The organism is Actinocorallia longicatena, from assembly GCF_039534125.1.
GTDB lineage: Bacteria > Actinomycetota > Actinomycetes > Streptosporangiales > Streptosporangiaceae > Actinocorallia > Actinocorallia longicatena.
In genome coordinates, this window is the sequence record NZ_BAAAUV010000022.1 from 66,912 (window position 1) to 88,914 (window position 22,003).

General features: G+C 71.0%; 24 protein-coding genes and 1 riboswitch. Of the genes, 18 read left to right on the forward strand and 6 right to left on the reverse strand.

From position 1 onward, the window contains the following. The first annotated feature begins 14 nt into the window (after positions 1-14). The 13 genes from uvrC (at position 15) to ABD785_RS31520 (ending at position 12,650) form a co-directional block, all read left to right on the forward strand. The gene (gene uvrC, locus ABD785_RS31460; protein ID WP_344835572.1) at positions 15-2,003 is read left to right on the forward strand and encodes an excinuclease ABC subunit UvrC; all 1,989 of its coding nucleotides are present in this window, start codon (positions 15-17) and stop codon (positions 2,001-2,003) included. Further along, the gene (gene rapZ, locus ABD785_RS31465) at positions 2,000-2,878 is read left to right on the forward strand and encodes an RNase adapter RapZ (RefSeq protein ID WP_344835574.1); all 879 of its coding nucleotides are present in this window, start codon (positions 2,000-2,002) and stop codon (positions 2,876-2,878) included. The genes uvrC and rapZ overlap by 4 nt, the downstream gene beginning before the upstream one ends. Positions 2,879-2,885: 7 nt before the next feature. Next, positions 2,886-3,833 (forward strand): gluconeogenesis factor YvcK family protein, encoded by a 948-nt coding sequence (locus tag ABD785_RS31470; RefSeq protein WP_344835575.1) that lies wholly within the window; start codon positions 2,886-2,888, stop codon positions 3,831-3,833. Between the two features lie 82 nt (positions 3,834-3,915). Continuing rightward, positions 3,916-4,896: a DNA-binding protein WhiA gene (gene whiA, locus ABD785_RS31475; RefSeq protein WP_344835576.1), complete on the forward strand. Its 981-nt coding sequence runs from the start codon at positions 3,916-3,918 to the stop codon at positions 4,894-4,896. Positions 4,897-5,160: 264 nt separating this feature from the next. Then, complete coding sequence (gene gap, locus ABD785_RS31480) at positions 5,161-6,165, forward strand: type I glyceraldehyde-3-phosphate dehydrogenase (protein ID WP_344835577.1); 1,005 nt, start codon at positions 5,161-5,163, stop codon at positions 6,163-6,165. Positions 6,166-6,253: 88 nt separating this feature from the next. Then, entirely contained in the window at positions 6,254-7,444 is a 1,191-nt protein-coding gene (locus ABD785_RS31485) for a phosphoglycerate kinase (protein WP_344835579.1), read from the forward strand. Positions 7,445-7,447: 3 nt separating this feature from the next. After that, the gene (gene tpiA / locus ABD785_RS31490) at positions 7,448-8,233 is read left to right on the forward strand and encodes a triose-phosphate isomerase (protein ID WP_344835581.1); all 786 of its coding nucleotides are present in this window, start codon (positions 7,448-7,450) and stop codon (positions 8,231-8,233) included. 161 nt (positions 8,234-8,394) lie between these two features. Continuing rightward, positions 8,395-8,631: a preprotein translocase subunit SecG gene (gene secG, locus ABD785_RS31495; RefSeq protein ID WP_344835582.1), complete on the forward strand. Its 237-nt coding sequence runs from the start codon at positions 8,395-8,397 to the stop codon at positions 8,629-8,631. Between the two features lie 80 nt (positions 8,632-8,711). Next, positions 8,712-9,086, forward strand: coding sequence for an RNA polymerase-binding protein RbpA (locus tag ABD785_RS31500; protein ID WP_344835584.1), 375 nt, complete (start codon positions 8,712-8,714; stop codon positions 9,084-9,086). A 99-nt stretch (positions 9,087-9,185) separates the two neighbouring features. Continuing rightward, positions 9,186-9,530 (forward strand): VOC family protein, encoded by a 345-nt coding sequence (locus ABD785_RS31505; RefSeq protein ID WP_344835587.1) that lies wholly within the window; start codon positions 9,186-9,188, stop codon positions 9,528-9,530. Positions 9,531-9,604: 74 nt separating this feature from the next. Further along, positions 9,605-10,969 (forward strand): dihydrolipoyl dehydrogenase family protein, encoded by a 1,365-nt coding sequence (locus ABD785_RS31510; RefSeq protein ID WP_344835590.1) that lies wholly within the window; start codon positions 9,605-9,607, stop codon positions 10,967-10,969. A gap of 105 nt (positions 10,970-11,074) precedes the next feature. Then, the gene (locus ABD785_RS31515) at positions 11,075-11,770 is read left to right on the forward strand and encodes a hypothetical protein (RefSeq protein ID WP_344835592.1); all 696 of its coding nucleotides are present in this window, start codon (positions 11,075-11,077) and stop codon (positions 11,768-11,770) included. Beyond that, positions 11,736-12,650, forward strand: coding sequence for an ornithine cyclodeaminase family protein (locus ABD785_RS31520; RefSeq protein ID WP_344835595.1), 915 nt, complete (start codon positions 11,736-11,738; stop codon positions 12,648-12,650). The genes ABD785_RS31515 and ABD785_RS31520 overlap by 35 nt, the downstream gene beginning before the upstream one ends. Before the next feature lie 33 nt (positions 12,651-12,683). Here the strand turns inward: ABD785_RS31520 and ABD785_RS31525 are convergent, their stop codons facing one another. Beyond that, entirely contained in the window at positions 12,684-13,157 is a 474-nt protein-coding gene (locus ABD785_RS31525) for a MaoC family dehydratase (protein ID WP_344835597.1), read from the reverse strand. An 82-nt stretch (positions 13,158-13,239) separates the two neighbouring features. Between ABD785_RS31525 and ABD785_RS31530 the strand changes: the two genes are divergently transcribed. After that, positions 13,240-13,998 (forward strand): dienelactone hydrolase family protein, encoded by a 759-nt coding sequence (locus tag ABD785_RS31530; RefSeq protein WP_344835599.1) that lies wholly within the window; start codon positions 13,240-13,242, stop codon positions 13,996-13,998. After that, complete coding sequence (locus tag ABD785_RS31535; RefSeq protein WP_344835601.1) at positions 13,999-14,277, forward strand: DUF6295 family protein; 279 nt, start codon at positions 13,999-14,001, stop codon at positions 14,275-14,277. Here ABD785_RS31535 and ABD785_RS31540 read toward each other — a convergent pair. Further along, on the reverse strand, positions 14,270-15,586 hold the full coding sequence (locus ABD785_RS31540; RefSeq protein ID WP_344835603.1) for a CehA/McbA family metallohydrolase: 1,317 nt from the start codon (positions 15,584-15,586) through the stop codon (positions 14,270-14,272). The two genes, ABD785_RS31535 and ABD785_RS31540, sit on opposite strands and share 8 nt — an antisense overlap. Before the next feature lie 32 nt (positions 15,587-15,618). Then, positions 15,619-16,962 (reverse strand): carotenoid oxygenase family protein, encoded by a 1,344-nt coding sequence (locus ABD785_RS31545; RefSeq protein ID WP_344835605.1) that lies wholly within the window; start codon positions 16,960-16,962, stop codon positions 15,619-15,621. A 59-nt stretch (positions 16,963-17,021) separates the two neighbouring features. On the opposite strand from ABD785_RS31545, the gene ABD785_RS31550 reads away from it, so the two are divergent. Beyond that, complete coding sequence (locus ABD785_RS31550; RefSeq protein WP_344835607.1) at positions 17,022-17,612, forward strand: TetR/AcrR family transcriptional regulator; 591 nt, start codon at positions 17,022-17,024, stop codon at positions 17,610-17,612. Here ABD785_RS31550 and ABD785_RS31555 read toward each other — a convergent pair. Beyond that, positions 17,609-18,505, reverse strand: coding sequence for a helix-turn-helix domain-containing protein (locus tag ABD785_RS31555; protein ID WP_344835609.1), 897 nt, complete (start codon positions 18,503-18,505; stop codon positions 17,609-17,611). The two genes, ABD785_RS31550 and ABD785_RS31555, sit on opposite strands and share 4 nt — an antisense overlap. 33 nt (positions 18,506-18,538) lie before the next feature. Next, positions 18,539-19,165 (reverse strand): histidine phosphatase family protein, encoded by a 627-nt coding sequence (locus ABD785_RS31560; protein WP_344835611.1) that lies wholly within the window; start codon positions 19,163-19,165, stop codon positions 18,539-18,541. A 32-nt stretch (positions 19,166-19,197) separates the two neighbouring features. Next, a riboswitch (ZMP/ZTP riboswitch) is annotated at positions 19,198-19,280 on the forward strand. 24 nt (positions 19,281-19,304) lie between these two features. On the opposite strand from ABD785_RS31560, the gene ABD785_RS31565 reads away from it, so the two are divergent. Further along, on the forward strand, positions 19,305-20,564 hold the full coding sequence (locus ABD785_RS31565) for a serine hydroxymethyltransferase (protein WP_344835613.1): 1,260 nt from the start codon (positions 19,305-19,307) through the stop codon (positions 20,562-20,564). 47 nt (positions 20,565-20,611) lie between these two features. Here ABD785_RS31565 and ABD785_RS31570 read toward each other — a convergent pair whose 3' ends face one another. Next, on the reverse strand, positions 20,612-20,884 hold the full coding sequence (locus tag ABD785_RS31570) for a WXG100 family type VII secretion target (RefSeq protein WP_344835615.1): 273 nt from the start codon (positions 20,882-20,884) through the stop codon (positions 20,612-20,614). Between the two features lie 193 nt (positions 20,885-21,077). Here ABD785_RS31570 and ABD785_RS31575 point away from each other — a divergent pair, with 193 nt between their 5' ends. After that, the gene (locus ABD785_RS31575) at positions 21,078-21,941 is read left to right on the forward strand and encodes a hypothetical protein (protein ID WP_344835617.1); all 864 of its coding nucleotides are present in this window, start codon (positions 21,078-21,080) and stop codon (positions 21,939-21,941) included. Positions 21,942-22,003: the final 62 nt, after the last annotated feature.

Sequence of the window (22,003 nt, forward strand, 5' to 3'; positions counted from 1 at the left end):
TTAGGCTGGGCCGCGTGGCAGATCCGGCGACTTACCGACCGGCCCCCGGTTCCATTCCTGAATCGCCGGGGGTCTACAAGTTCCGCGACGAACACGGCCGGGTCATCTACGTCGGCAAGGCCAAGAGCCTCCGGCAGCGGCTGAACTCCTACTTCGCGGACTACGCGACCCTGCATCCGCGCACCCAGACCATGGTCACGACCGCCTGCTCGGTCGAGTGGACCGTCGTGGGCACGGAGGTGGAGGCGCTCCAGCTCGAGTACTCCTGGATCAAGGAGTTCGACCCGCGCTTCAACGTCCGCTACCGCGACGACAAGTCCTACCCCTACCTGGCCGTCACCCTGAACGAGGACTACCCCAGGGTCACGGTCATGCGCGGGGCCAAGCGCAAGGGCGTGCGGTACTTCGGCCCGTACTCCCACGCCTGGGCCATCCGCGAGACCGTCGACCTGCTGCTGCGGGTCTTCCCGGTGCGCACCTGCAGCGCCGGGGTGTTCAAGCGGCACGGCCAGATCGGCCGGCCCTGCCTGCTCGGCTACATCGGCAAGTGCTCCGCGCCGTGCGTCGGCCGGGTCGACGAGGCCGAGCACTACGCCCTCGCCGAGGACTTCTGCGACTTCATGGCGGGCACCACCACCCGCTTCATGAAGCGCCTCGAAGAGGAGATGTTCGCCGCCGCGGAGGTCGAGGAGTTCGAGACCGCGGCCCGCCGCCGCGACGACATGAAGGCGTTGGAACGCGCCCTGGAGAAGCAGGCCGTCGTGCTGGGCGACTCCACCGACTGCGACGTGATCGCCTTCGCCCGCGACCAGCTCGAGGCCGCCGTCCAGGTGTTCTACGTGCGGGGCGGGCGGATCAGGGGCCAGCGCGGCTGGGTCGTCGATCTGGTCGAGGAGCCCTCCACCGGCGACCTCGTCGAGGACTTCCTGCTCCAGGCCTACGGCGAGTCCGACTCCGTGCCGCGCGAGGTGCTGGTGCCCGAGCTGCCGCCCGAGACCCCGGCCATGCAGGAGCTGCTCGGCGAGAAGCGCGGCGCCCAGGTCAGGATCCGGGTCCCGCAGCGCGGCGACAAGAAGGACCTGATGGCGACCGTGGCCCGCAACGCCCACGAGGCGCTCAAGCAGCACAAGACCCGCAGGGCCAGCGACCTCACCGCCCGCAGCAAGGCCCTCCAGGAGATCCAGGACGCCCTCGAGCTCGACCAGGCGCCGCTGCGGATCGAGTGCTTCGACGTGTCGAACCTCCAGGGGACCAACGTCGTGGCCTCCATGGTCGTCTTCGAGGACGGCCTGGCCCGCAAGTCCGAGTACCGCCGGTTCTCGATCAAGACCGTCGAGGGGCAGGACGACGTCCGGTCCATCCACGAGGTCGTCACGCGCAGGTTCAAGCGGTACCTGGCCGAGTCGCAGAAGGCGGGCGACCTCTCGCCCGAGGCGATCGCCACCGACGACGCGGGCGGGGTCCTGTCGTCCTACGGGTTCGGCGACACCGACGAGGGTGCCGCGGACAGCGCCGCCCACCAGCCGCTCGATCCCGAGACCGGCCGGCCGCGCAAGTTCGCCTACCCGCCGAACCTGCTCGTCATCGACGGCGGCCCGCCGCAGGTCGCCGCCGCCCAGCGGGCCCTGGACGAGCTCGGCATCGACGACATCGCCGTCTGCGGCCTCGCCAAGCGGCTGGAGGAGGTGTGGCTGCCCGAGGACGAGGACCCGGTCATCCTGCCCCGCACCAGCGAGGGCCTGTACCTGCTGCAGCGCGTCCGGGACGAGGCGCACCGGTTCGCCATCAACTTCCACCGGGCGAAGCGCTCCAAGACCATGACCGTCAGCGAGCTCGACGACGTGCCGGGACTGGGGCCGGCCCGCAGGACCGCGCTGCTCAAGCACTTCGGATCGGTGCAGCGGCTCAAGGAGGCCTCACCCGAGCAGATCGCCGAGATCCCCGGCATCGGCCTCCGCACCGCGCAGACCATTTTGGCAAGCCTACGGGGGGAAACGACATGACACCTGGCCAGTACATACCCGACATCGTCATCGTCACCGGCATGTCCGGCGCGGGCCGCTCCACCGCCGCCAAGGCGCTGGAGGATCTGGACTGGTTCGTGGTCGACAACCTGCCGCCCGGCCTGCTGGCGACCATGGCCGACCTCGGCGGACGGGTCCAGGACGCCGTCCCGCGGATCGCCGTCGTCGTCGACGTCCGCAGCCGCGGCTTCACTTCCGACCTGCACACCTCGATCGAGGAGCTGGAGTCGCGCGGAGTCCGGCCGCGCGTGGTCTACCTCGAGGCCAGTGACGACGTCCTGGTCCGCCGGTTCGAGAACGTCCGCCGCCCGCACCCGCTCCAGGGCGACAACCGGGTCGTCGACGGCATCGCCCGCGAGCGCGCCCTGCTGCTGGAGATCCGGGCCGAGGCGGACCTGGTCATCGACACCTCCAGCCTCAACGTGCACGAGCTGCGCGCCAAGGTCGTCGGGTTCTTCGGCGACACCAACGGCGAGTCCAGCCTGCGCGCCACGGTCGTCTCCTTCGGCTACAAGTACGGCCTGCCCGTGGACGCCGACCTGGTCGTCGACTGCCGGTTCCTGCCCAACCCGCACTGGATCCCCGAGCTGCGCCCCCAGAACGGCCGCGACGCCCCCGTCCGCGACTACGTGCTGAGCCAGCGCGGGGCCAAGGAGTTCCTCGACGCCTACACCGAGGTCCTGCGGCTGCTGGCCGCCGGATACGAGCGGGAGGGCAAGCACTACGTGACCCTGGCCGTGGGCTGCACCGGCGGCAAGCACCGCAGCGTGGCCATGGCCGAGCAACTGGGCCAGCGGCTGCGCGACGAGGCCATCGACGTCCAGGTCGCCCACCGCGACCTCGGCAGGGAATAGGACGAGGGTGAACGATCCCCGAGTGGTCGCGCTGGGCGGCGGCCACGGTCTTCACGCATCGCTCTCCGCGCTGCGGAGGGTGACGAACCGGCTGACCGCGGTCGTCACCGTGGCCGACGACGGCGGCTCCAGCGGCCGTCTGCGGCGCGAGCTCGGCGTGATCCCGCCGGGCGATCTGCGGATGGCGCTGGCCGCCCTCTGCCGCGACGACCAGTGGGGCCAGACCTGGGCGGAGGTCGTCCAGCACCGGTTCAGGACCGAGGGCGATCTGCACGAGCACGCCGTCGGCAACCTGCTGATCGTCGCGCTGTGGGAGCTGCTGGGCGACGCCGTCGAGGGCCTCGACTGGGTGGGACGCCTGCTCGGAGCGCAGGGCAGGGTCCTGCCGATGTCGACGGTGCCGCTGGACATCGTCGCCGACGTCCAGGGCGCCGATCCGCTCTACCCGCTGGAGGTCACCCAGGTGAAGGGGCAGGTCGCCTGCGCGATGACCCCCGGCAAGGTGCTGGGCGTCTCCCTCGTGCCGCAGGACGCCCCGGCCTCTCCCGAGGCGCTGTCGGCCATCCGCGACGCCGACTACGTGGTCTTCGGCCCCGGATCGTGGTTCACCAGCGTCCTTCCCCATCTGATGATCCCCGAGCTGCAGCGGGCCCTGATCGAGACCAAGGCGACCCGGGTCGTGGCGCTCAACCTGGCGCCGCAGCCGGGGGAGACCGACGACTTCTCCCAGCAGGCCCATCTCGACGTCCTCCAGGCGCACGCCCCTGACCTGCGGATCGATGTCGTCCTGGCCGACTCGGGCGTGGTCGAGGACGCCGACGCCCTCGACAAGGCCGTCCACTCCATGGGCGGCCGCCTCGAGCTGGCGGCGATCGCGGCGACCGACGGATCACCCCGTCATGATCCGGCGTTGCTCGCCCAAGCTTTCGTACAGATCTTCGCTAGTGGCCTCTGATCCCTCAGGGATCAGAGAAACTGGACCAGTTGGTGGACGCGCGGGGTCAGCCGCGCGCTGGCGGGGGAAGAAGAGGTTGCCCATGGCGATGACCGGCGTGGTGAAGGACGAGCTCAGCCGGCTGCCCATCATGAAGCCGTGCTGCCGCAAGGCCGAGGTGTCGACGATCCTGCGTTTCGCGGGCGGCCTGCACCTCGTCAGCGGCCGGATCGTGATCGAGGCGGAGCTCGACACCGGGGCCGCGGCGCGCCGGCTGCGCAAGGACATCGCCGAGGTGTTCGGCCACACGTCCGACGTGATCGTGCTCGCGCCGAGCGGGCTGCGCAAGGGCAACAGGTACGTGGTGCGGGTGATCCGCGACGGAGAGTCGCTGGCCCGGCAGACCGGTTTGATCGACAACAACGGCCGTCCGGTGCGGGGGCTGCCGAGGCACGTCGTCGCGGGGGCGGCCTGCGACGCGGAGTCGGCCTGGCGGGGTGCGTTCCTCGCGCACGGCTCGCTGACCGAGCCCGGCCGGTCGATGTCGCTCGAGGTGACCTGCCCGGGGCCCGAGGCGGCGCTCGCGCTGGTCGGCGCCGCCCGGCGGCTCAAGATCCACGCCAAGGCGCGCGAGGTCCGCGGCGTGGACCGGGTCGTGGTCCGCGACGGTGACGCGATCTCGGCGCTGCTCACCCGGCTCGGCGCCCATGACAGCGTGCTGGCCTGGGAGGAGCGGCGGATGCGCCGCGAGGTCAGGGCCACCGCCAACCGGCTCGCCAACTTCGACGACGCCAACCTGCGCAGGTCGGCCCGTGCCGCGGTCGCGGCCGGGGCCAGGGTCGCGCGGGCGATGGAGATCCTCGGCGAGGACGCCCCCGAGCACCTGATCGCGGCCGGAAGGCTGCGTCTCGAGCACAAGCAGGCATCCCTGGAGGAGCTCGGCCAGCTCGCCGCGCCGCCGCTCACGAAGGACGCGATCGCCGGGCGCATAAGGCGCCTGCTGGCGATGGCCGACAAGCGCGCGTCCGATCTCGGTCTTCCGGGCACCGAGGCGAATCTCACTCCGGACATGCTCGTTCCCTAGTATTCACCCGCCGGCCCCGCAATGTCCTTTGGATCTTGCGGGGCCGTCGCGTGAAAGGGGTCCAGCTCACACTCATGGTCTAGACCAATCCTCTATACCAATTCTGTCTAGACCACTAGAGTGGTGAGAGAAAACCCCTGGTCCGGGGTAGTGCCATCACCCCTCCTTCACCCGTACCAGTGGAGTTGATCATCAGTGGGGTTCGGTAAGGTCCACTAGTGGGCGGGCGAACCCCCGACGTAGACGCGAAGTACGAGGAGAGTCGTGACCATCCGAGTAGGCATCAACGGCTTCGGCCGGATCGGCCGCAACTTCTACCGCGCCGTGAAGGCCAGCGGTGCTGACATCGAGATCGTGGCGGTCAACGACCTGACCGACACCGCGACCCTCGCGCACCTGCTCAAGTACGACAGCATCCTGGGCCGCTTCCCCGAGGAAGTGAAGGCCGGTGCCGGCGAGATCATCGTGGGCGGCAAGGCGATCAAGGTCTACGCCGACCGCGACCCCGCCAATCTGCCGTGGGGCGACCACAGCATCGACATCGTGATCGAGTCGACCGGTTTCTTCACCGACGCGACCAAGGCCAAGGTCCACGCCGACAACGGCGCCAAGAAGGTCATCATCTCCGCTCCGGCGAAGAACGAGGACATCACCATCGTCATGGGCGCCAATGACGACAAGTACGACCCGGCCGCCCACACGGTGATCTCCAACGCCTCCTGCACCACCAACTGCCTGGCCCCGCTGGCCAAGGTGCTGAACGACACCTTCGGCATCGAGCGCGGTCTCATGACCACGATCCACGCCTACACCCAGGACCAGAACCTCCAGGACGCGCCGCACAGCGACCTGCGCCGTGCCCGCGCCGCCGCGCTGAACATCGTGCCGACCGGCACCGGTGCGGCCAAGGCCATCGGCCTGGTCGTCCCCGAGGTCAACGGCAAGCTCGACGGCTACGCGCTGCGCGTCCCGATCCCCACCGGCTCGGCCACCGACCTGACCGTCACCCTCGCCCGCGAGACCACGGTCGAAGAGGTCAACGCCGCGTTCAAGGCCGCCGCCGAGGGCCCCCTCAAGGGCTACCTGACCTACACCGAGGACCCGATCGTCTCCTCGGACATCGTCACGGACCCGTCCTCCTGCATCTTCGACTCGGGCCTGACCAAGGTCATCGGCGACCAGGTCAAGGTCGTCGGCTGGTACGACAACGAGTGGGGCTACTCCAACCGCCTCGTCGACCTCGTGAAGCTCGTCGGCTCCTCGCTCTAAGGCACGTTCCGGCCCCTTCGCTCGTCGTAGCGGAGGGGCCGTTTCAGCATGATCCCCCCTCCGCCGCTTTGACCCGTAAGGACTGAGGATGAAGACCGTCGACGATCTCGACGTCCGTGGCAAGAAGGTGCTGGTCCGCTCGGACCTCAATGTTCCGCTCAAGGACGGTGCGATCACCGACGACGGTCGGATCCGTGCCGCGCTGCCGACCATCAGGGGCCTGCTGGAGGCCGGTGCGGCGGTCATCGTGTGCTCGCACCTCGGGCGTCCCAAGGGGGAGGTCGTGCCGGGCCTTTCGCTGAAGCCCGTGGCCGCGCGCCTGGGTGAGCTGCTGGAGGGCACCGAGGTCGTCCTCGCGGGCGACGTCGTCGGGGACGATGCGGTGCGCAGGGCCGGAGAGCTCGAGCCCGGACGGGTCCTGGTGCTGGAGAACCTGCGGTTCGAGGCCGCCGAGACCGCCAAGGACGACGCCGAGCGCGGCGCGTTCGCCGGGAAGCTCGCCGGGCTGGCCGACCTCTACGTCGGCGACGGCTTCGGCGCGGTGCACCGCAAGCACGCCTCGGTCTACGACGTGCCGCAGCGCCTCCCGCACGCCGCCGGCGGTCTGATCGCCACCGAGGTCGATGTCCTGAAGAAGCTCACCACCGACGTGGCCAGGCCCTACGCCGTGGTCCTGGGCGGATCGAAGGTCTCCGACAAGCTCGGCGTGATCGACAACCTGCTCGAGACCGCCGACCGGATCCTCATCGGCGGCGGCATGGTCTTCACCTTCCTCAAGGCCCAGGGCCACGAGGTCGGCAAGTCCCTGCTCGAGGAGGACCAGATCCCCGTCGTCCTCGACTACCTGGACAGGGCCGAGAAGCGCGGCGTCGAGTTCGTCCTGCCGACCGACATCGTCGCCGCCGCGGCCTTCGCCGCCGACGCCGACCACGACGTGGTCAAGGCCGACGCGATCCCCGCCGACCGGCTCGGCCTGGACATCGGCCCCGACTCCGGCGCGCTGTTCGCCCATAAGCTCGCCGACGCCAAGACCATCTTCTGGAACGGCCCGATGGGCGTGTTCGAGATGCGGCCCTACGCCGGCGGCACCCGCGCCGTCGCCCAGGGCCTGATCGACTCCGACGCCTTCACGGTCGTCGGCGGCGGGGACTCGGCCGCGGCCGTCCGGACCCTCGGGTTCGACGAGGGCGCGTTCTCCCACATCAGCACCGGCGGCGGTGCCAGCCTTGAGTACCTCGAAGGAAAGACCCTGCCCGGACTCGAAGCGCTGGAGGACTGAACCATGGCCCGCAAACCCCTCATGGCCGGCAACTGGAAGATGAACAACAACCACTTCGAGGCGATCGCGCTCGTCCAGAAGCTGGGATTCGCGCTGAAGGACGCCGACTTCGAAGCGGTCGAGATCGCGGTGCTGCCGCCGTTCACCGACATCCGCTCGGTCCAGACGCTCTGCGACGCCGACAAACTCAAGATCAAGTACGGCTCCCAGGACGTCTCCCGGCACTCCGCCGGCGCCTACACCGGCGAGATCTCCGGAGCGATGCTGGCCAAGCTCGGCTGCACCTACGCCACGGTGGGCCACTCCGAGCGCCGCGAGTACCACAACGAGACCGACGAGCTCGTCAACGCCAAGGCCAAGGCCGCCCTGGCCAGCGAGATCACCCCGATCATCTGCGTCGGCGAGGGACTCGAGGTCCGCAAGAGCGGCGAGCACGTCGCCCACACCCTCGCCCAGGTCGACGGGGCGCTGGCCGGGCTGACGACCGAGCAGGCCAGGACCGTCGTCATCGCCTACGAGCCCGTCTGGGCGATCGGCACCGGCGAGGTCGCGACCCCCGCCGACGCGCAGGAGGTCTGCGGGGCGATCCGCGAACGCCTGGCGAAGCTGTACGACACCGACGTCGCCGATGCGGTCCGCGTGCTGTACGGGGGGTCCATGAAGTCGGGTAACGTGGCCGGGATCATGGCTCAGCCGGACGTGGACGGCGGACTGGTGGGAGGAGCGGCTCTGGACGCGGTGGAATTCGTCAAGATCTGCCGATACCGGGATCATTCGGTGGTGAGTTGATCCAAACCTTGCCCGTTGTCATGTAGGTTCTGCTGAACCACGGGCTGGTTCGTCGTACCCTTGACGGCAGCAGGTAAACCTTTACGCCTGCTCGCCGTCCTACTATTCAGAAGAACCCCGCCGGACCCGGCGGGGACGGCTCTCAGAAGGCGCAGACTGCTGTGATTCTTGCAACCTCCATCGTGCTGATCATTACGAGCCTCCTCATGGTCCTGCTCGTGCTGCTGCACAAGGGCAAGGGCGGAGGCCTGTCGGACATGTTCGGCGGCGGCATCTCCTCCTCCCTCGGCGGTTCCTCGGTGGTCGAGCGCAACCTGGACCGCCTGACGATCGGCACCGGCAGCATCTGGTTCGTCGCGATCGTGGTCCTGGGCATCCTCTTCAAGTCGCAGGCCTGAGCCCCCTAGATCCCCCTTCGTTCCACCGACGCGCCAGGGCATGTTGTTCCTGGTGCGGATGATTCTTCAAGGAGTAGTCCGTGGCTAGTGGCAGTGCCATTCGCGGCAGCAGGGTCGGCGCCGGCCCGATGGGCGAGGCGGAGCGCGGCGAGGCCGCCCCCCGCGTCATCGTCAGCTTCTACTGCGCCAACAAGCACGAGACCCGTCCCAGCTTCGCCAGCGACTGCCAGGTCCCCGAGACCTGGGACTGCCCGCGATGCGGTCTGCCCGCGGGCACCGACTCGCTCAACCCCCCGGCCGCTCCGAAGAACGAGCCGTACAAGACCCACCTCGCGTACGTGAAGGAGCGCCGCTCCGACGCCGACGGCCAGGCCATACTGGACGAGGCGCTCGGCAAGCTCCGCGAGAAGCGCCGCCTGGTGCAGGCCGCCATGGCCTCCGCCGCCCGCGGCTAGCGATCTTTTCCAAGGCCCGGTCCCCTGCCCGAGGGGACCGGGCCTTCGGCGTTCCGCGCGGCCCGCGTTCTGTCAGTGCCCTTGGGTAGCGTTCAGGACATGGCGATCACACCAGTGACAGTGACGATGGACTCGCTCGAACCGCGCGAGCTGGCCCGGTGGTGGGCCGAGGCGACCGGCGGCGAGATCACCGCCGACTACGAATTCTTCCTGCTCGTCTCCGGCGGGCCGATCGCGCTGGGCTTCCAGAAGGTCGAGGATCCGACCCCCGGAAAGAACCGGTGGCACGTGGACTTCAAGGCCGACGACCGGAAGAAGGAGGTCGCCCGGCTCGTCGGCCTCGGTGCCGAGGTCGTGGCGGACCACGAGGTCCCCGGCCTGGTCTGGACCGTCCTCACCGACCCCGAGGGCAACCAGTTCTGCGTCTCGGGAGACGACCACTGACCGGCTGAGATCATCTGGGGGACAATGGGGAGATCCGGATGATCGAGGGTCCGGGCTCGGGGTAGGGGTGATCCATGGCTGAAGTTGAAGAAGTCGACGTCGTCGTCGTAGGAATGGGTCCCGGCGGCGAGGACGTCGCGGGGCGGCTCGCCGAGGCGGGGCTGAAGGTCGTCGGGGTCGAGTCCCGGCTGGTCGGCGGGGAGTGCCCGTACTTCGGGTGTGTGCCGTCCAAGATGATGATCCGCGCCTCCGACCTGCTGGCCGAGGGCCGGCGGATCGGCGATCTGGCGGGGTCGGCGGAGGTGGCCCCCGACTGGTCGAAGGTCGCCGGCCGGATCCGGGACGAGGCCACCGACGACTGGGACGACAAGGTCGCCGCCGACCGGTTCACGGGCAAGGGCGGGATCCTCGTGCGCGGCTACGGCAGCCTCACGGGCGAACGCGAGGTGACGGTCGGCGACAGGGTGTTCCGGGCCCGGCGCGGCGTCGTGCTGAACCCGGGCACGGCACCGGCCGTCCCGCCCATCGAGGGCTTGCGGAACGTTCCTTACTGGACCAATCGCGACATCGTGAAGGCCACCGAGATCCCGGACTCCCTGATCGTCCTGGGCGGCGGTGCCATCGGCCTCGAGCTGGCCCAGGTGTTCCGCCGGTTCGGCGCCGAGGTCACCGTGGTCGAGGCCGCCGACAGGCTGCTGGCGCTGGAGGAGCCCGAGGCGGGCGAGCTGGTGCGCGAGACCTTCGAAGCCGAGGGCATCAAGGTCCGCACCGGGGTCAAGGTCGGCTTCGTCGGCCACGAGAGCGGGGGAGGGCCCGAGGGCACCATCACCGTCCACGCGGGCGACGAGGTGCTGAGGGCGTCGCGGCTGCTGGTCGCGGCGGGGCGTTTCACCGATCTGGAGGCACTGGGCGTCGCCTCGGCCGGGCTCGACCCCTCCGCCAGGACCATCCCGGTGGACGAGCGGATGCGCGCCGCCGAGGGACTCTGGGCCGTCGGCGACGTCACCGGCAAGGGCGCCTTCACCCACATCTCGATGTACCAGGCCGCGATCGTGGTCAAGGACATCCTCGGACAGGACGGACCGCCGGCCGACTACCGGGCCCTGCCCCGGGTGACCTTCACCGACCCCGAGATCGGGGCGGTCGGCCTCACCGAGCGGCAGGCCAGGGAGAAGGGCCTCAAGGTCCGGACGGGCATCACCAGGCTCGGAGACTCCACCCGGGGCTGGATCCACCAGGCCGAGGGGTTCATCAAGGTCGTCGAGGCCGACGGCGTCCTCGTCGGCGCGACCTCCGCCGGGCCCACCGGCGGAGAGGTCCTCAGCGCCCTCGTCGTGGCCGTCCACGCCCAGGTGCCGGTGAAGACCCTGGAGAGCATGATCTACGCCTATCCGACCTTCCACCGGGCGATCTCCGAGGCGCTGCGCGCCCTGGACTGACCGGCGGGCCGATCCGGAGGACGGGCCGGGCTCCATCGCAGGGTGGAGACCGGTTCGTCTCCCCGGCCGAAGTGATCACGGCTCCGCGGAACCTACCGTGGAGGCATGATCAGTCACCCGGCCGCCCCGGACCGCTACCTCCTGGAGCACGAGGGACGGCACTACGAGATCGAGTCGTCGTCCCTCGGCCTCATCGGGGACCGCGCCGTCCTGTTCGCCGACGGCGAGCGGGTCGCCGAGGCCAAGGGCGAGCTGGACGCCGCCAAGCTCGAGCACGACGGCATCAAGATCAAGGTCCGCTGGAACCTCCGGCACGAGATCAAGGAGATCAGGGCCGAGGCGGGCGAGGAACCGCTGAGGTTCGTCCCGCCCCCCGGCACGCTGCTGGCCAGGCGGGACCGCTGGGAGCGCGAGCGGCCGGTGCTGTTCGCCGCCCGCCACGTCGCGGGGGCCGCCGGCCAGATCGCCCTGGGCGTGCTGGGCATCGGGGCGATCATCAAGCTGATCCTCCAGCCGCTGCTGGAGCGCATCCCCCGCCCGGCCATCGACCTCCCCGACTGGCACCTGCCGAGGATCGACCTGCCGGACATCCCCGTCCCGTCCTTCGACCTGCCCGACTGGGCCCTGCCGGGCTGGCTCTCGGCGATCCTGCACACCGCCAAGTTCTGGGGCCCCATCGTGGTGGCGATCTTCGTCGCGCTCAACGAGATCGACAAGAACCAGAAGAAGCACGCCCGGAAGAAGGTCGATCTGGTGAAGCGGGAGAATGATCAGGGTGACCCGCCTGCTGACCCGAAGTGACCTGCTGGCCGTCCTCGACCCGGCGGCCTGCCTGAAGGCGCTGGCGGACGGCTTCCGCGCCGCCCCCGCCGCCGGGAGCCGCCACCGCGCGGACCTGCCGTTCCCCGGCACGGCGATGGTCCTGATGCCCGGTCTGCTCCCCGGGATCGAGGCCTACACGGTGAAGGTCAACGCGAAGTTCCCCGGCGCCGTCCCGGCCCTGAGGGGCGTGATCTGCCTGTACAGCGGCGTCGACGGGGAACTGCTGGCGCTGCTCGACTCCGCGACCCTCACCGCCTGGCGGACCGGGCTGTCCGCGGCCCTGGCCACGCACCGCCTGTCTCGCGAGGGCGGCACGGTCGGGGTGATCGGGGCGGGCGCCCAGGCCGAGCTGGTGATCACGGGTCTGGCCCGGTTGCGGACCTGGCCCGGGCTGGTCGTCCAGGACGCCGATCCGGCCCGTGCGGTGTCCTTCGCCGCCCGCCACGGGGGCAGGACCGCCGCGACCCCGGGGGAGGTCGCCGAGGCCGCCGACCTGGTCATCCTGGCCACGTGGTCCAGGCAGCCGCTGCTGGGCCTCGAGAACGCCCGTCCGGGCCTGCACTTCACGAGCCTGGGCGCGGACGAGCCGGGTAAGGCCGAGCTCGCCGACGACCTGCTGAGAGCCGCGGAGGTGATCGTCGACGATGCCGGGCTGTCCCGGGCCTCGGGCGTCCTGCGCGCGCTCCCCGATTTGCCGGTGCGGGAGTTCCGGGAGGTGATGGACGGACCTGCGCCCGCGGGCCCGCTGTCGGTCTACGCGCCGGTCGGCCTGCCGTGGCAGGACCTGTGCCTGGCCTGGCTCGCCCGCACCGAGGCGCTCAGGACCGGAGCGGGGACCGAGCTCGACCTCCTGGCCTGAGCCCGGCCTCCCGGCCGAGCGCGGCGCGGCGGCTCAGCTGTCGCGGTAGAGGGCCAGGACCTCGGCGACGCACGCCGGTCGGCGCTGCCCCTCGATCTCGATGCTGACCTTCATGGTGCCGAGCTTGCCTGCGGGGGAGTTCTTGAGGTCGAGCAGGACGGCCGTCGCGCGGACCTTCGACCCGACCGTCACCGGGGTGTGGAAGCGGACCTTGTTCAGGCCGAAGTTGACGACCATGGTCAGCTTCTCGATCGTGAAGATCTGGACGACGTGCGCGGTGACCAGGCTGAGCGTCAGGTAGCCGTGGGCGATCGTGCCGCCGAAGGGGCTCTCGGTCGCGGCCCGCTCGGGGTCGACGTGGATCCACTGGTGGTCGCCGGTCGCCTCGGCGAACTGGTTCACCTGCTCCTGGGTGATCTCCTGCCATTCGCTGTGGCCGAGGTTCTCCCCGGTGGCGGCGGCGAACTCGCCCAGGTCGGCGAAGGTGCGCATGAGCTCTCCCAACATCAGCTTCCAAGGTCACGGACATCATTCCGCACCCCGCACCCCGGGGCGAACGGAAGACGCCCGCTTCTGGTAGGCAGAGAGCATGGTGAAGATCGAGAGCAAGGACGCCTTCACGGCCGGCACGGTCCCGCTCGCGGGGCACGGCGGAGACGAGATCGAGGCCTATCTGGCGAGGCCTCTCGCGCCCGAGCCGCACGGCTCGGTCGTGGTGATCCATCACATGCCCGGCTACGACGACGCGACCAAGGAGATGGTCCGCACCTTCGCGGCGCACGGCTATGCCGCGATCATGCCGAACCTGCACTGGCGGGACGCCCCCGGCGCCGCGCCCGACGACGCGGCCGCGGCCTCCCGCGCCGCCGGCGGAGTCCCCGACGCCCGGCTGCTCGGCGACGTCGCGGGGGCCGCGGCCCATCTGCGCGGACTGCCGAACTCCAACGGCAGGGTCGGCTCGATCGGCCACTGCTCCGGCGGGCGCCAGAGCTTCCTGGCCGCCTGCTCCCTCGATCTCGACGCGGCCGTCGACTGCTACGGGGCCTTCGTCGTCGGCGAGCCGCCGGAGAACTTCCCGCTGGCGGTGTCCTCGCTGGTGCACCTGATCCCCGACCTGCGCTGTCCCGTCCTCGGCCTGTTCGGAGCGGAGGACAAGTACCCCTCTCCCGAGGAGGTCGGCGAGCTGGAGCGCGAGCTCGAGCGGCACGGCAAGGCACACGAGTTCCACATCTACCCCGAGGCCGCCCACGCCTTCTTCGCCGTGGACCGGCCCAGCTACCGCCCGGCCGCCGCCATGGACGGCTGGCGGCGCGTCTTCGCCTTCTTCGACGAGCACCTGAGGCCCTGAATGTGCACTTATGTCACAGAGTTCGCGACGATGGACGGCAGCGCCAAGGGCGCGACCGGATGGTTCCCCTGCACCAGGGCGGCCGTCTACGTCGACCACCCCTTCCACGCCCGGCACGAGCACACGGTCAACATCGACTTCACCAACCCCGAGCTGGGGCCGTCCGCGCGGGTCGCGGTCGAGCTGACGGAGGAGTCGGCGCTGGCGCTGATCGAGGCGATCAGGACCGCGCTGGCGGCGGCCCCGCCCGGCCTGGCGAGCGGGGGACCGCTCAGCTGATCCAGACCGGGTTGGCCAGCGCGACGAGCCGGGAGAACGTGGTGGCCGCCGGTTCGGGGAGGCGGGCCTCGGCCCGCACGAACAGCTCCGCCGGATCGGCGGCGCGCCAGGTGACGGCGGCGCGGCCGGAGGAGGGGACGTGCCGGGCCGCGACCGTTCCGCGGGCGGTGTGCAGGGTGAGGATCGTGCCGGGCGCGCCCTCGATCTCGGCGGTCACCTCGGCCGGGGCCGTCAGGGTGTCGCCCGGGAGGACGCTCCGGTAGGTGAGGGAGACGGCCGCGGACTCGGCCAGGTAGCAGCGGCCCCGCTTGAGGGCGGCGATGACGGCCCGGGCGGACAGGGCGTCGGCGTGGTAGGCGGTCTGGGGGAGCCCGACGAGGTCGGAGCGCTTGTGGGAGTCGCTGTTGCCGATGGCCGTCACCCGGCGGCCCGAGCGCAGCAGGCTGTCCCACACCTCGACCGCGAAATGGTCGTCCACGGTCCATGGACCGTTCCATACCTCGATGGCGTCGACCTGGCCGAACCCGAACCGCCAGGCCGCCCCCGGGACGGGCAGCGTCGGATGGGCCGCCACGACCGCCCCGCCGCGCATCCGGACCTCCCCCGCGAGCGCGGCGAACCGGCCGTCGCCCGGCCGGTGCCGCCAGTCGACGCACAGGTCGGGCGGCAGCCCGACGGCCAGCCAGTGGCCGTGCCGGGTCGTCACCTCCTCACCGGGCAGCACGAGGAGCCCGGGCGGAGCCGACGCCCCCCACACCCGGTTGGCCGCGTTGGTGTTGTGCTCGGAGGAGCCGAGGAAGTCCAGCCCCCGGGCGCGGGCGGCGGCGGCCAGCTCGCCCGGCGTGCGCTCGCCGTCGGAGTGCACGGTGTGGACGTGCAGGTCGCCCCGGTACCAGCCGGGACCGCGGCCGGGAACCTCGGCCGGGGCCGGGCAGGACTCGAACGGCCGCCCGGACGGCCCCGTCCCGAGTTCGACCAGGATCTCCCACGCCATGCCCGCCGCGGCGAACACGACGGGGCCGAGCGCGACGGCCCAGGTCCCGGGCGGGATCGGCCCCGCGAGATACCCCGGTGTGGCGTCGGAGGCCGAGACGGTGAAGGTGTCGCGGGCCCCTCCCGACCAGCCGCGGAACTCCCCGCCGGGGCCGATGAGCCCGAGGTCCAGCACGTTCGGGGCCGGTGACTCCGGTGTCGAGAACCGCTCGTAGGCGCGGCTGACGGTGATCCGGGAGACGCCCTCGGGCACCTCGAAGCGGACGAGGTCCCACTGCTCCGTGCCCGCTTCGGCCCGCCCGGTGAACCTGACCACGCCTCAACGATATGCGGCCGGGCGGCGATGCGTCAGGAGGGAACGCGCCGGGTGAAGGTGCCGTGGAATCCGAACGGCAGATGGTGCTCCAGATGGGCGGTGGCGAGGGTGGACAGGTCGCGGGCGTCCAGGATGACCAGGCGGGATCGGTGGGATGCGGCGTCGTAGGTCACGACGAGCAGCCAGCCGTCGTCCTCGGCGGCGTCGGGGGAGCGGGGCACGAAGATCGGCTCTCCGACGAGGTCGGCCAGCCGGGGGGCGAGGGTTCGGCCCGTCCGGTGGTCGATCTTGACGATCTGGTCGTAGAGGCCCGAGTCGCCGGCGCTCAGGTAGCTGTAGCGGTGCTCCAGGGTGGAGCGCCGCCAGTCGTACTGCGGCAGCTCGCACGGGATCGAGGTGATCTCCTCGGCGATGACCTTGGAGCCGGTGATGCGGTAGCGCATCAGCCGGTTGGGCCGGGGCTCGTGGAAGGTGTCCCGGAAGTTCTGGATGTCCCGCATCAGGCGGTCGAAGTCGGGGTACTCGATCAGCTCGACCACGGTGTCGTCGCCGTCGGTGTACGCGTTGGTGATGTGGGTGCAGATCAGCGCGTCGTGTTCGACGATCCGGGCCTTCCCGCCCTCGCGCGGGACGAGCACGAAGCGGGTGGGCAGCTCGGGCCGGTAGTCGAGGGCGTCCACGAAACTGCCCCCGCGCATGATCTTCCCCAGCCGCGGCAGCATCGGCGACAGCACGAAGACCAGGTGCCGGGAGGTCAGCGCGAAGTCGTGGTTCCAGCCGATCTTCTTGAACCGCAGGCTCGCGAGCTGCGTGAGCTCGCCGCCGGGGGAGACCTTGTAGCAGTTGAGGCCCGGCGTCGGGAAGAAGCGGGTGCCGAAGTTGAACAGCTCGCCGGTCTCGGGGCACCAGCGCGGATGCGCCGACCAGGCGCCGAGGCCCTTCAGCCGGCCGTCGAAGTCGTGCTCCCCGAACGTGTCGAGGGAGTCGGGGTCCAGGCGGTAGGGCCGTCCGCCCTCCCACAGGGCGTGCAGGTCGCCCGCGTGGAAGCTCATGTTGGTGTTGGCCGTGTTGGCGGGCGGCAGCGGGTACCGCTGGCCGGGCACGGGGGAGCCGACGCCGGGACGTCTCATCGTCCGGGCCCGGTAGTTGGGGGTGTTCACGTAGCGGTTCCGGAACGTGATCCCGCCGTCGGCGATCGTGAAGCGGGAGACCATGCCGTCGCCGTCGAAGAGGCAGTCGAGGGGGGTGCTCCCGACCTGCCACTTGCCGGGGCCGACCCGGTACAGGGTGCCGCGCAGCTCCTCGGGGACGGTGCCCTCGATCTCGCGGACGGCGTAGTCGTGTTCTTCCAGAAGGGGCTCGAATGCACCGAACATGCCCCCACTCTCAATTCTGAGGACGTCTGTCGTCAAGATGGTGGGGCAGACTGCTTCCGATGGGTACCAGGGCCTACCGGGGCCGTTCCCCGGAAGAACGCACCACCGAACGGCGCGAGCGGCTGCTCGCCGCGGGGCTCGACCTGTGGGGCGAGCTCGGCTGGTCGGGCGTCACGGTGCGCGGGGTGTGCGCACGGGCCGGGCTGACCGACCGCTACTTCTACGAGTCCTACGCCGACAGGGACGCCCTGCTCCTGGCCGTGTTCGACCAGGTCAGGGACGGGCTCGCGGCCGTCATGCTGGCCGTCCCGTGGCGGGGCGAGCCGCGCCAGATCATGCACGCGATGCTCACCGCGCTCCTCACCGCCCTGCGCGACGACCCGCGCAAAGCGACCGTGGCCTTCACCGATCCCGCGGGCAGCCCGGCGCTGGAGTCCCGGCGGCACGACGCCCTGATCGACCTGGCCGACACCCTGGCGGTGCAGGTCGCCGCCGCCACCGCGCAGCAGACCCGGGTCGAGGCCCTCTACTGCGTCGGCGGTGTCGGCGCCCTCATCTCCACCTGGCTGGCCGGCCGCCTCGACTCCACGGCCGAGGCCCTGGCCGACCGCTGCACCGAACTGATCGCCCGAAGCTTCGCCGTTCCTTAGGCCCCGGCGCGCAGGGCGGTGGTGAACCAGGTGTAGACGCCCGACTGCGCCGGAATGGGCTCCTCGCCGTTGAGGATCGCCATGAGCTGCCAGTAGCGCTCGACCCTGGCGTCGTTGAACAGGTCGATCCGGTCGGCGCGCTCGTGCCGTTCCGCGCGGGTCATGTCCGGGCGGAGGGCCCGCAGCAGGATCCGCTGGCCCTCCTCGGAGGCGGGGTCGATCCCCCTGGCGTGGGCGGGCGCGGCGTGCTCGTGGATCAGGCCGAACTCGCGGGTCCACTCCTCGGCCCGCGGGTCCTCGCCGGTCCCGGCGACGGCCATCTCCCGGACCCTGGCACGGAACGCGGCGTCGCTGACCAGCCCGGCCAGCTCCACCCAGGCCTCGACCTGAGCCGAGGTCGGCTCCGCCGGCAGTTCCGACTTCATCTTCCGCATCGCGGCGGCGATGTGCGGGGCCGTCTCGGTCCCGGCGAACGCCTCGTCGACGAAATCGTCGATGATCTGCTGCCGCTCGGCGGCGGACAGCAGGCTGAGGTCGTGCATGAGTCTGGTCTCCTTCTCGTCGCTTCCATGGGCGACGACCCAGCGCAGCACCGCCCGGCGCAGCTCCAGGATGCGGATCTCCGCGTCCAGGGCGCGCACGTGCTCCCCGGCCACCTCGGCCAGGGTGCTGCGCTCGTCCACGATCTTCCGGACCGTCTCCAGGTCGAGGCCGAGGCCCCGCAGGGTGCGGATGAGGTCCAGCCGGGCCGCCGAGGCGGCGTCGAACAGGCGGTAGCCGCCGTCGGTCCGCTCGACCGGCGGGAGCAGGCCGAGATCGGACCAGAACCGGATGGTCTTCACCGGCACCCCGGTGCTCCGGGCCAGCCGGCCGATCGTGAACAGGTCGTCCATGGAAGAAGCCTCGGGTCTCCAGCGGAGGGAGAGTCAAATCAGGTGGGAGACCTCGTTGAACATGACCTGCCTGCCGTCGACCCAGCGGGAGATCGAGCAGTTGGCCACGGGAAGCTTCTCGATCTCCATGATCTCCGCCTCGGACAGGCCCTCGACGATGTAGCGGATCAGGATGATCACCGCGTCGTGGGCGGAGATCAGGATGCGGGAGTCGCGGGGCAGGTCGGACAGGACGGCCCGCAGCCGCAGCGCCATGTCGGCCCACGACTCGCCGCCGGGCGGCCGGTAGTAGAACTTCCCGACCGACTCCTTCAGGTCGTACTCGTGCGGGAAGCGGGCCTTCACGCCCGCCGGGGTCAGCCGGTAGAGGGCGCCCATGTCGCGGTCGCGCAGCCGCTCGTCGATCCTGATGCCCGGGTGCCCGGTGGCGGTCCTGACGGTCTCGAGCGCCCGCAGGTAGGGAGAGGAGAGCACCAGGTCGGGCGGGTGCTGGGCGGCCAGCCAGCGGCCGAGGAGCTGCGCCTGCCGCACCCCGCGCTGGGAGAGGGGGATGTCGGGATCCCGTTCCGGGATGTCCATGATCTCGGCGCCGGAGCGCATCGCGAGCTCCCGGGCCACGTTGCCGGTGCTCTCGCCGTGCCGGATCAGGGTGAGGTCCATAAAGATCGTTCTACCCTTCTCGGCTACACTTCGACCGCAACAGCGACTGGCGCAGTCAAGGTGGAGAACCACCGGGGAGCGAACCAGCCTGGCACCGCGCGCCTGGGTGCCGCGGCGAGGCTCCCGAAAGGCGTGCGCCATGCACCAGCCGACCATTCCCACCCTGACCGCGGCGGATCCCGAGCTGGCCGCTCTGGTCGAGGGCGAGGCGAAGCGGCAGCACGACAAGATCCGGCTGATCGCGTCCGAGAACTACGTGTCGCGGGCGGTCCTCGAGGCCACCGGCACCGTCCTCACCAACAAGTACTCCGAGGGCTATCCCGGCCGCCGCTACTACGAGGGCCAGCAGTTCGTCGATCCGATCGAGACCCTGGCGATCGAGCGGGCCAAGGCGCTGTTCGGCGCCGACCACGCCAACGTCCAGCCGTACTCCGGCTCCCCGGCCAACCTGGCGGCCTACCTGGCCTTCCTGCGGCCCGGCGAGACCGTGATGGGCATGTCCCTGCCGATGGGCGGCCATCTCACGCACGGCTGGCCGGTCTCGGCGACCGGCAAGTGGTTCTCCGCGGTCCGCTACGGCGTCCGCGCCGACACCGGCCGGGTGGACCTGGACGAGGTCCGCGACCTCGCCCGCAAGGAGCGTCCCAAGGTGATCTTCTGCGGTGGCACCGCGGTGCCCCGGACGATCGACTTCCCGGCCTTCGCCGAGATCGCCCGGGAGGTCGACGCCGTCCTGGTCGCCGACATCGCCCACATCGCGGGCCTGATCGCGGGCGGCGCCCACCCGTCCCCGGTGGGCCACGCGGACGTGATGACCACGACGACCCACAAGACCCTCCGCGGCCCCCGCGGCGCCATGATCATGACCACGGCCGAGCACGCCTCCGCGATCGACAAGGCCGTCTTCCCCGGCCTCCAGGGCGGCCCGCACAACCACACGACGGCCGCCATCGCCGTCGCGCTCAAGGAGGCCTCGACCGAGGCCTTCGCCGCCTACGCCCACCAGATCGTCGCGAACGCGAAGGCCCTCGCGGAGGCGCTCACCGCCCGCGGCTTCGACCTGGTCTCCGGCGGCACCGACAACCACCTGATCCTCATCGACCTGACCGGCAAGAAGGTCGCCGGCAAGCCCGCCGCGCAGGCCCTCGACCGGGCGGGCATCGAGCTGAACTACAACACCGTCCCGTTCGACCCGCGCAAGCCGTTCGACCCCTCGGGCCTGCGCCTCGGTACCGCCGCCATCACCACCCGCGGCCTCACCGAGACGCACATGCCGCAGCTCGCCGCCTGGATCGACGAGGCCGTCGCCGCCGCGGACGCCCCCGAGCGGCTGGACCGGATCGCCGCCGACATCGCCGCCCTCCTGGACGGCTTCCCGATGCCGGGCTACACCGCCTGACGCCGGAGGGCCGGGACGCACGAGGCGTCCCGGCCCTTCGCGATCTCTCAGCGGGTGGCGGCCTCGATGTTCTGCTGCGACCGCCGGACGTCGGCGCCGCCCTCCTCGAGGGCGACGGCCATCTTGTCGAACGCGGACTTGGCCTCCGACCACGCCGCCCGGAAGCGGTCGGCGCCCGGCCCCCACCAGATCTCGGTGCTGCCGACGGTCCGCCCGTTCAGGTCCTTGATCAGCGCGTCCAGGTTCTTGGAGTGCTTCTGGAAGAGCCGCGCCAGCTCCTCCATCTGCGCGATGTTCCCGCCACGACGGTCAGCGCCCATTGCCCGTACATCCCTTCGTCCGCGAACTTCTCTCCGACGACGGTAGCCCGCCCCGCACCCTTCGTGACACCCGTTCCGCGACCCCGGCCGATCTGAGTAGGAGTACTCATGCCCGGCGCCGCTCCACAGAGGAACGTGGAAGTAACGCTCCGTTGATCGACGGGGATGGTGACGATGACGGGGGAGACGGGGAGTGACCACAGCGACACCGGAGCAGGCCGAGGCGGCACGCGTCCTGCACCGCATCACCGCGCTGGCCGGCGAGCACGGCACGGCTCTGACGCGGTGTTTCCGCCTCCTGGGCGAGGGCGCCCTCGCGGGCCCCGCCGCGAACGCCCTCCACGCCCGGCTGGCCGACGCCCAGCGCGAGATCCGCTCCGCCTTCTCCCGCGCCTTCGACGAGGCCGACGCCCTGGCCCGCCAGGCCGTCCCCGCCCCGGCCGTCCCCCGCCCGGCCGTCCCGTACCCGCCCCCGGCGTCCCCCGCCCCGCCCGGCGTGGGCTCCGCGATCCCGAGCGCCCTCTCCGCCCTGACCACCGAGCTGTCACGGGCGGGCGGCTCCCTGGAGGCGGCCTCCCGCGCCCTGTCCTCCTGGCTGTCCGCCCTGCGCCTGCCGGTGTCCCCGGCCCGCCGCCTGTCCGAGGCGGCGGCCGGCGTCCGCGCCGAACGCGCCGACCTGACCCGCCGCCTGGAACTCCTCACCCGCCCCGACCCCGACCCGGCCGCCACCCTGGGCCGCCTCCTGTCCGCCGGCCTCATGATGACGGCCCTGCGCACCACGGACCCGGCCCTCTACCGGCGCCTGACCACCGCCGGCGTCGACCCCGCCGACATCCCCCGCACCGGCCCCGCCGACACGGCCCTGTGGTGGAAACACCTCACCCGCACCCAGCGCACCCTCTTCACCACCGCCTTCCCCGCCCTCATCGGCTGGTCCGACGGCCTCCCCGCCGCCGCCCGCGACAAGGCCAACCGCCTCACCCTCACCACCCGCCTCAAAACCCTCGAGCAAACCCCCACCCCCACCCCCTTCGAACCCGCGACCTGGCCCGCCTGACGAGGCTGCGCGACCAGATCAGGTCGGTCGAGAGCGACACAGGAGAGAAGGTCTTCCTCCTG

What these genes read in the sequence shown, in the direction of transcription:
- rapZ (WP_344835574.1), top strand. Translation starts at nt 2,000, where the DNA reads ATGACACCTGGCCAGTACATACCCGACATCGTCATCGTCACCGGCATG.
- whiA (WP_344835576.1), top strand. Translation starts at nt 3,916, where the DNA reads ATGGCGATGACCGGCGTGGTGAAGGACGAGCTCAGCCGGCTGCCCATC.
- ABD785_RS31485 (WP_344835579.1), top strand. Translation starts at nt 6,254, where the DNA reads ATGAAGACCGTCGACGATCTCGACGTCCGTGGCAAGAAGGTGCTGGTC.
- tpiA (WP_344835581.1), top strand. Translation starts at nt 7,448, where the DNA reads ATGGCCCGCAAACCCCTCATGGCCGGCAACTGGAAGATGAACAACAAC.
- ABD785_RS31505 (WP_344835587.1), top strand. Translation starts at nt 9,186, where the DNA reads ATGGCGATCACACCAGTGACAGTGACGATGGACTCGCTCGAACCGCGC.
- ABD785_RS31510 (WP_344835590.1), top strand. Translation starts at nt 9,605, where the DNA reads ATGGCTGAAGTTGAAGAAGTCGACGTCGTCGTCGTAGGAATGGGTCCC.
- ABD785_RS31515 (WP_344835592.1), top strand. Translation starts at nt 11,075, where the DNA reads ATGATCAGTCACCCGGCCGCCCCGGACCGCTACCTCCTGGAGCACGAG.
- ABD785_RS31520 (WP_344835595.1), top strand. Translation starts at nt 11,736, where the DNA reads ATGATCAGGGTGACCCGCCTGCTGACCCGAAGTGACCTGCTGGCCGTC.
- ABD785_RS31525 (WP_344835597.1), bottom strand. Translation starts at nt 13,157, where the DNA reads ATGTTGGGAGAGCTCATGCGCACCTTCGCCGACCTGGGCGAGTTCGCC.
- ABD785_RS31530 (WP_344835599.1), top strand. Translation starts at nt 13,240, where the DNA reads ATGGTGAAGATCGAGAGCAAGGACGCCTTCACGGCCGGCACGGTCCCG.
- ABD785_RS31535 (WP_344835601.1), top strand. Translation starts at nt 13,999, where the DNA reads ATGTGCACTTATGTCACAGAGTTCGCGACGATGGACGGCAGCGCCAAG.
- ABD785_RS31545 (WP_344835605.1), bottom strand. Translation starts at nt 16,962, where the DNA reads ATGTTCGGTGCATTCGAGCCCCTTCTGGAAGAACACGACTACGCCGTC.
- ABD785_RS31550 (WP_344835607.1), top strand. Translation starts at nt 17,022, where the DNA reads ATGGGTACCAGGGCCTACCGGGGCCGTTCCCCGGAAGAACGCACCACC.
- ABD785_RS31555 (WP_344835609.1), bottom strand. Translation starts at nt 18,505, where the DNA reads ATGGACGACCTGTTCACGATCGGCCGGCTGGCCCGGAGCACCGGGGTG.
- ABD785_RS31560 (WP_344835611.1), bottom strand. Translation starts at nt 19,165, where the DNA reads ATGGACCTCACCCTGATCCGGCACGGCGAGAGCACCGGCAACGTGGCC.
- ABD785_RS31565 (WP_344835613.1), top strand. Translation starts at nt 19,305, where the DNA reads ATGCACCAGCCGACCATTCCCACCCTGACCGCGGCGGATCCCGAGCTG.
- ABD785_RS31570 (WP_344835615.1), bottom strand. Translation starts at nt 20,884, where the DNA reads ATGGGCGCTGACCGTCGTGGCGGGAACATCGCGCAGATGGAGGAGCTG.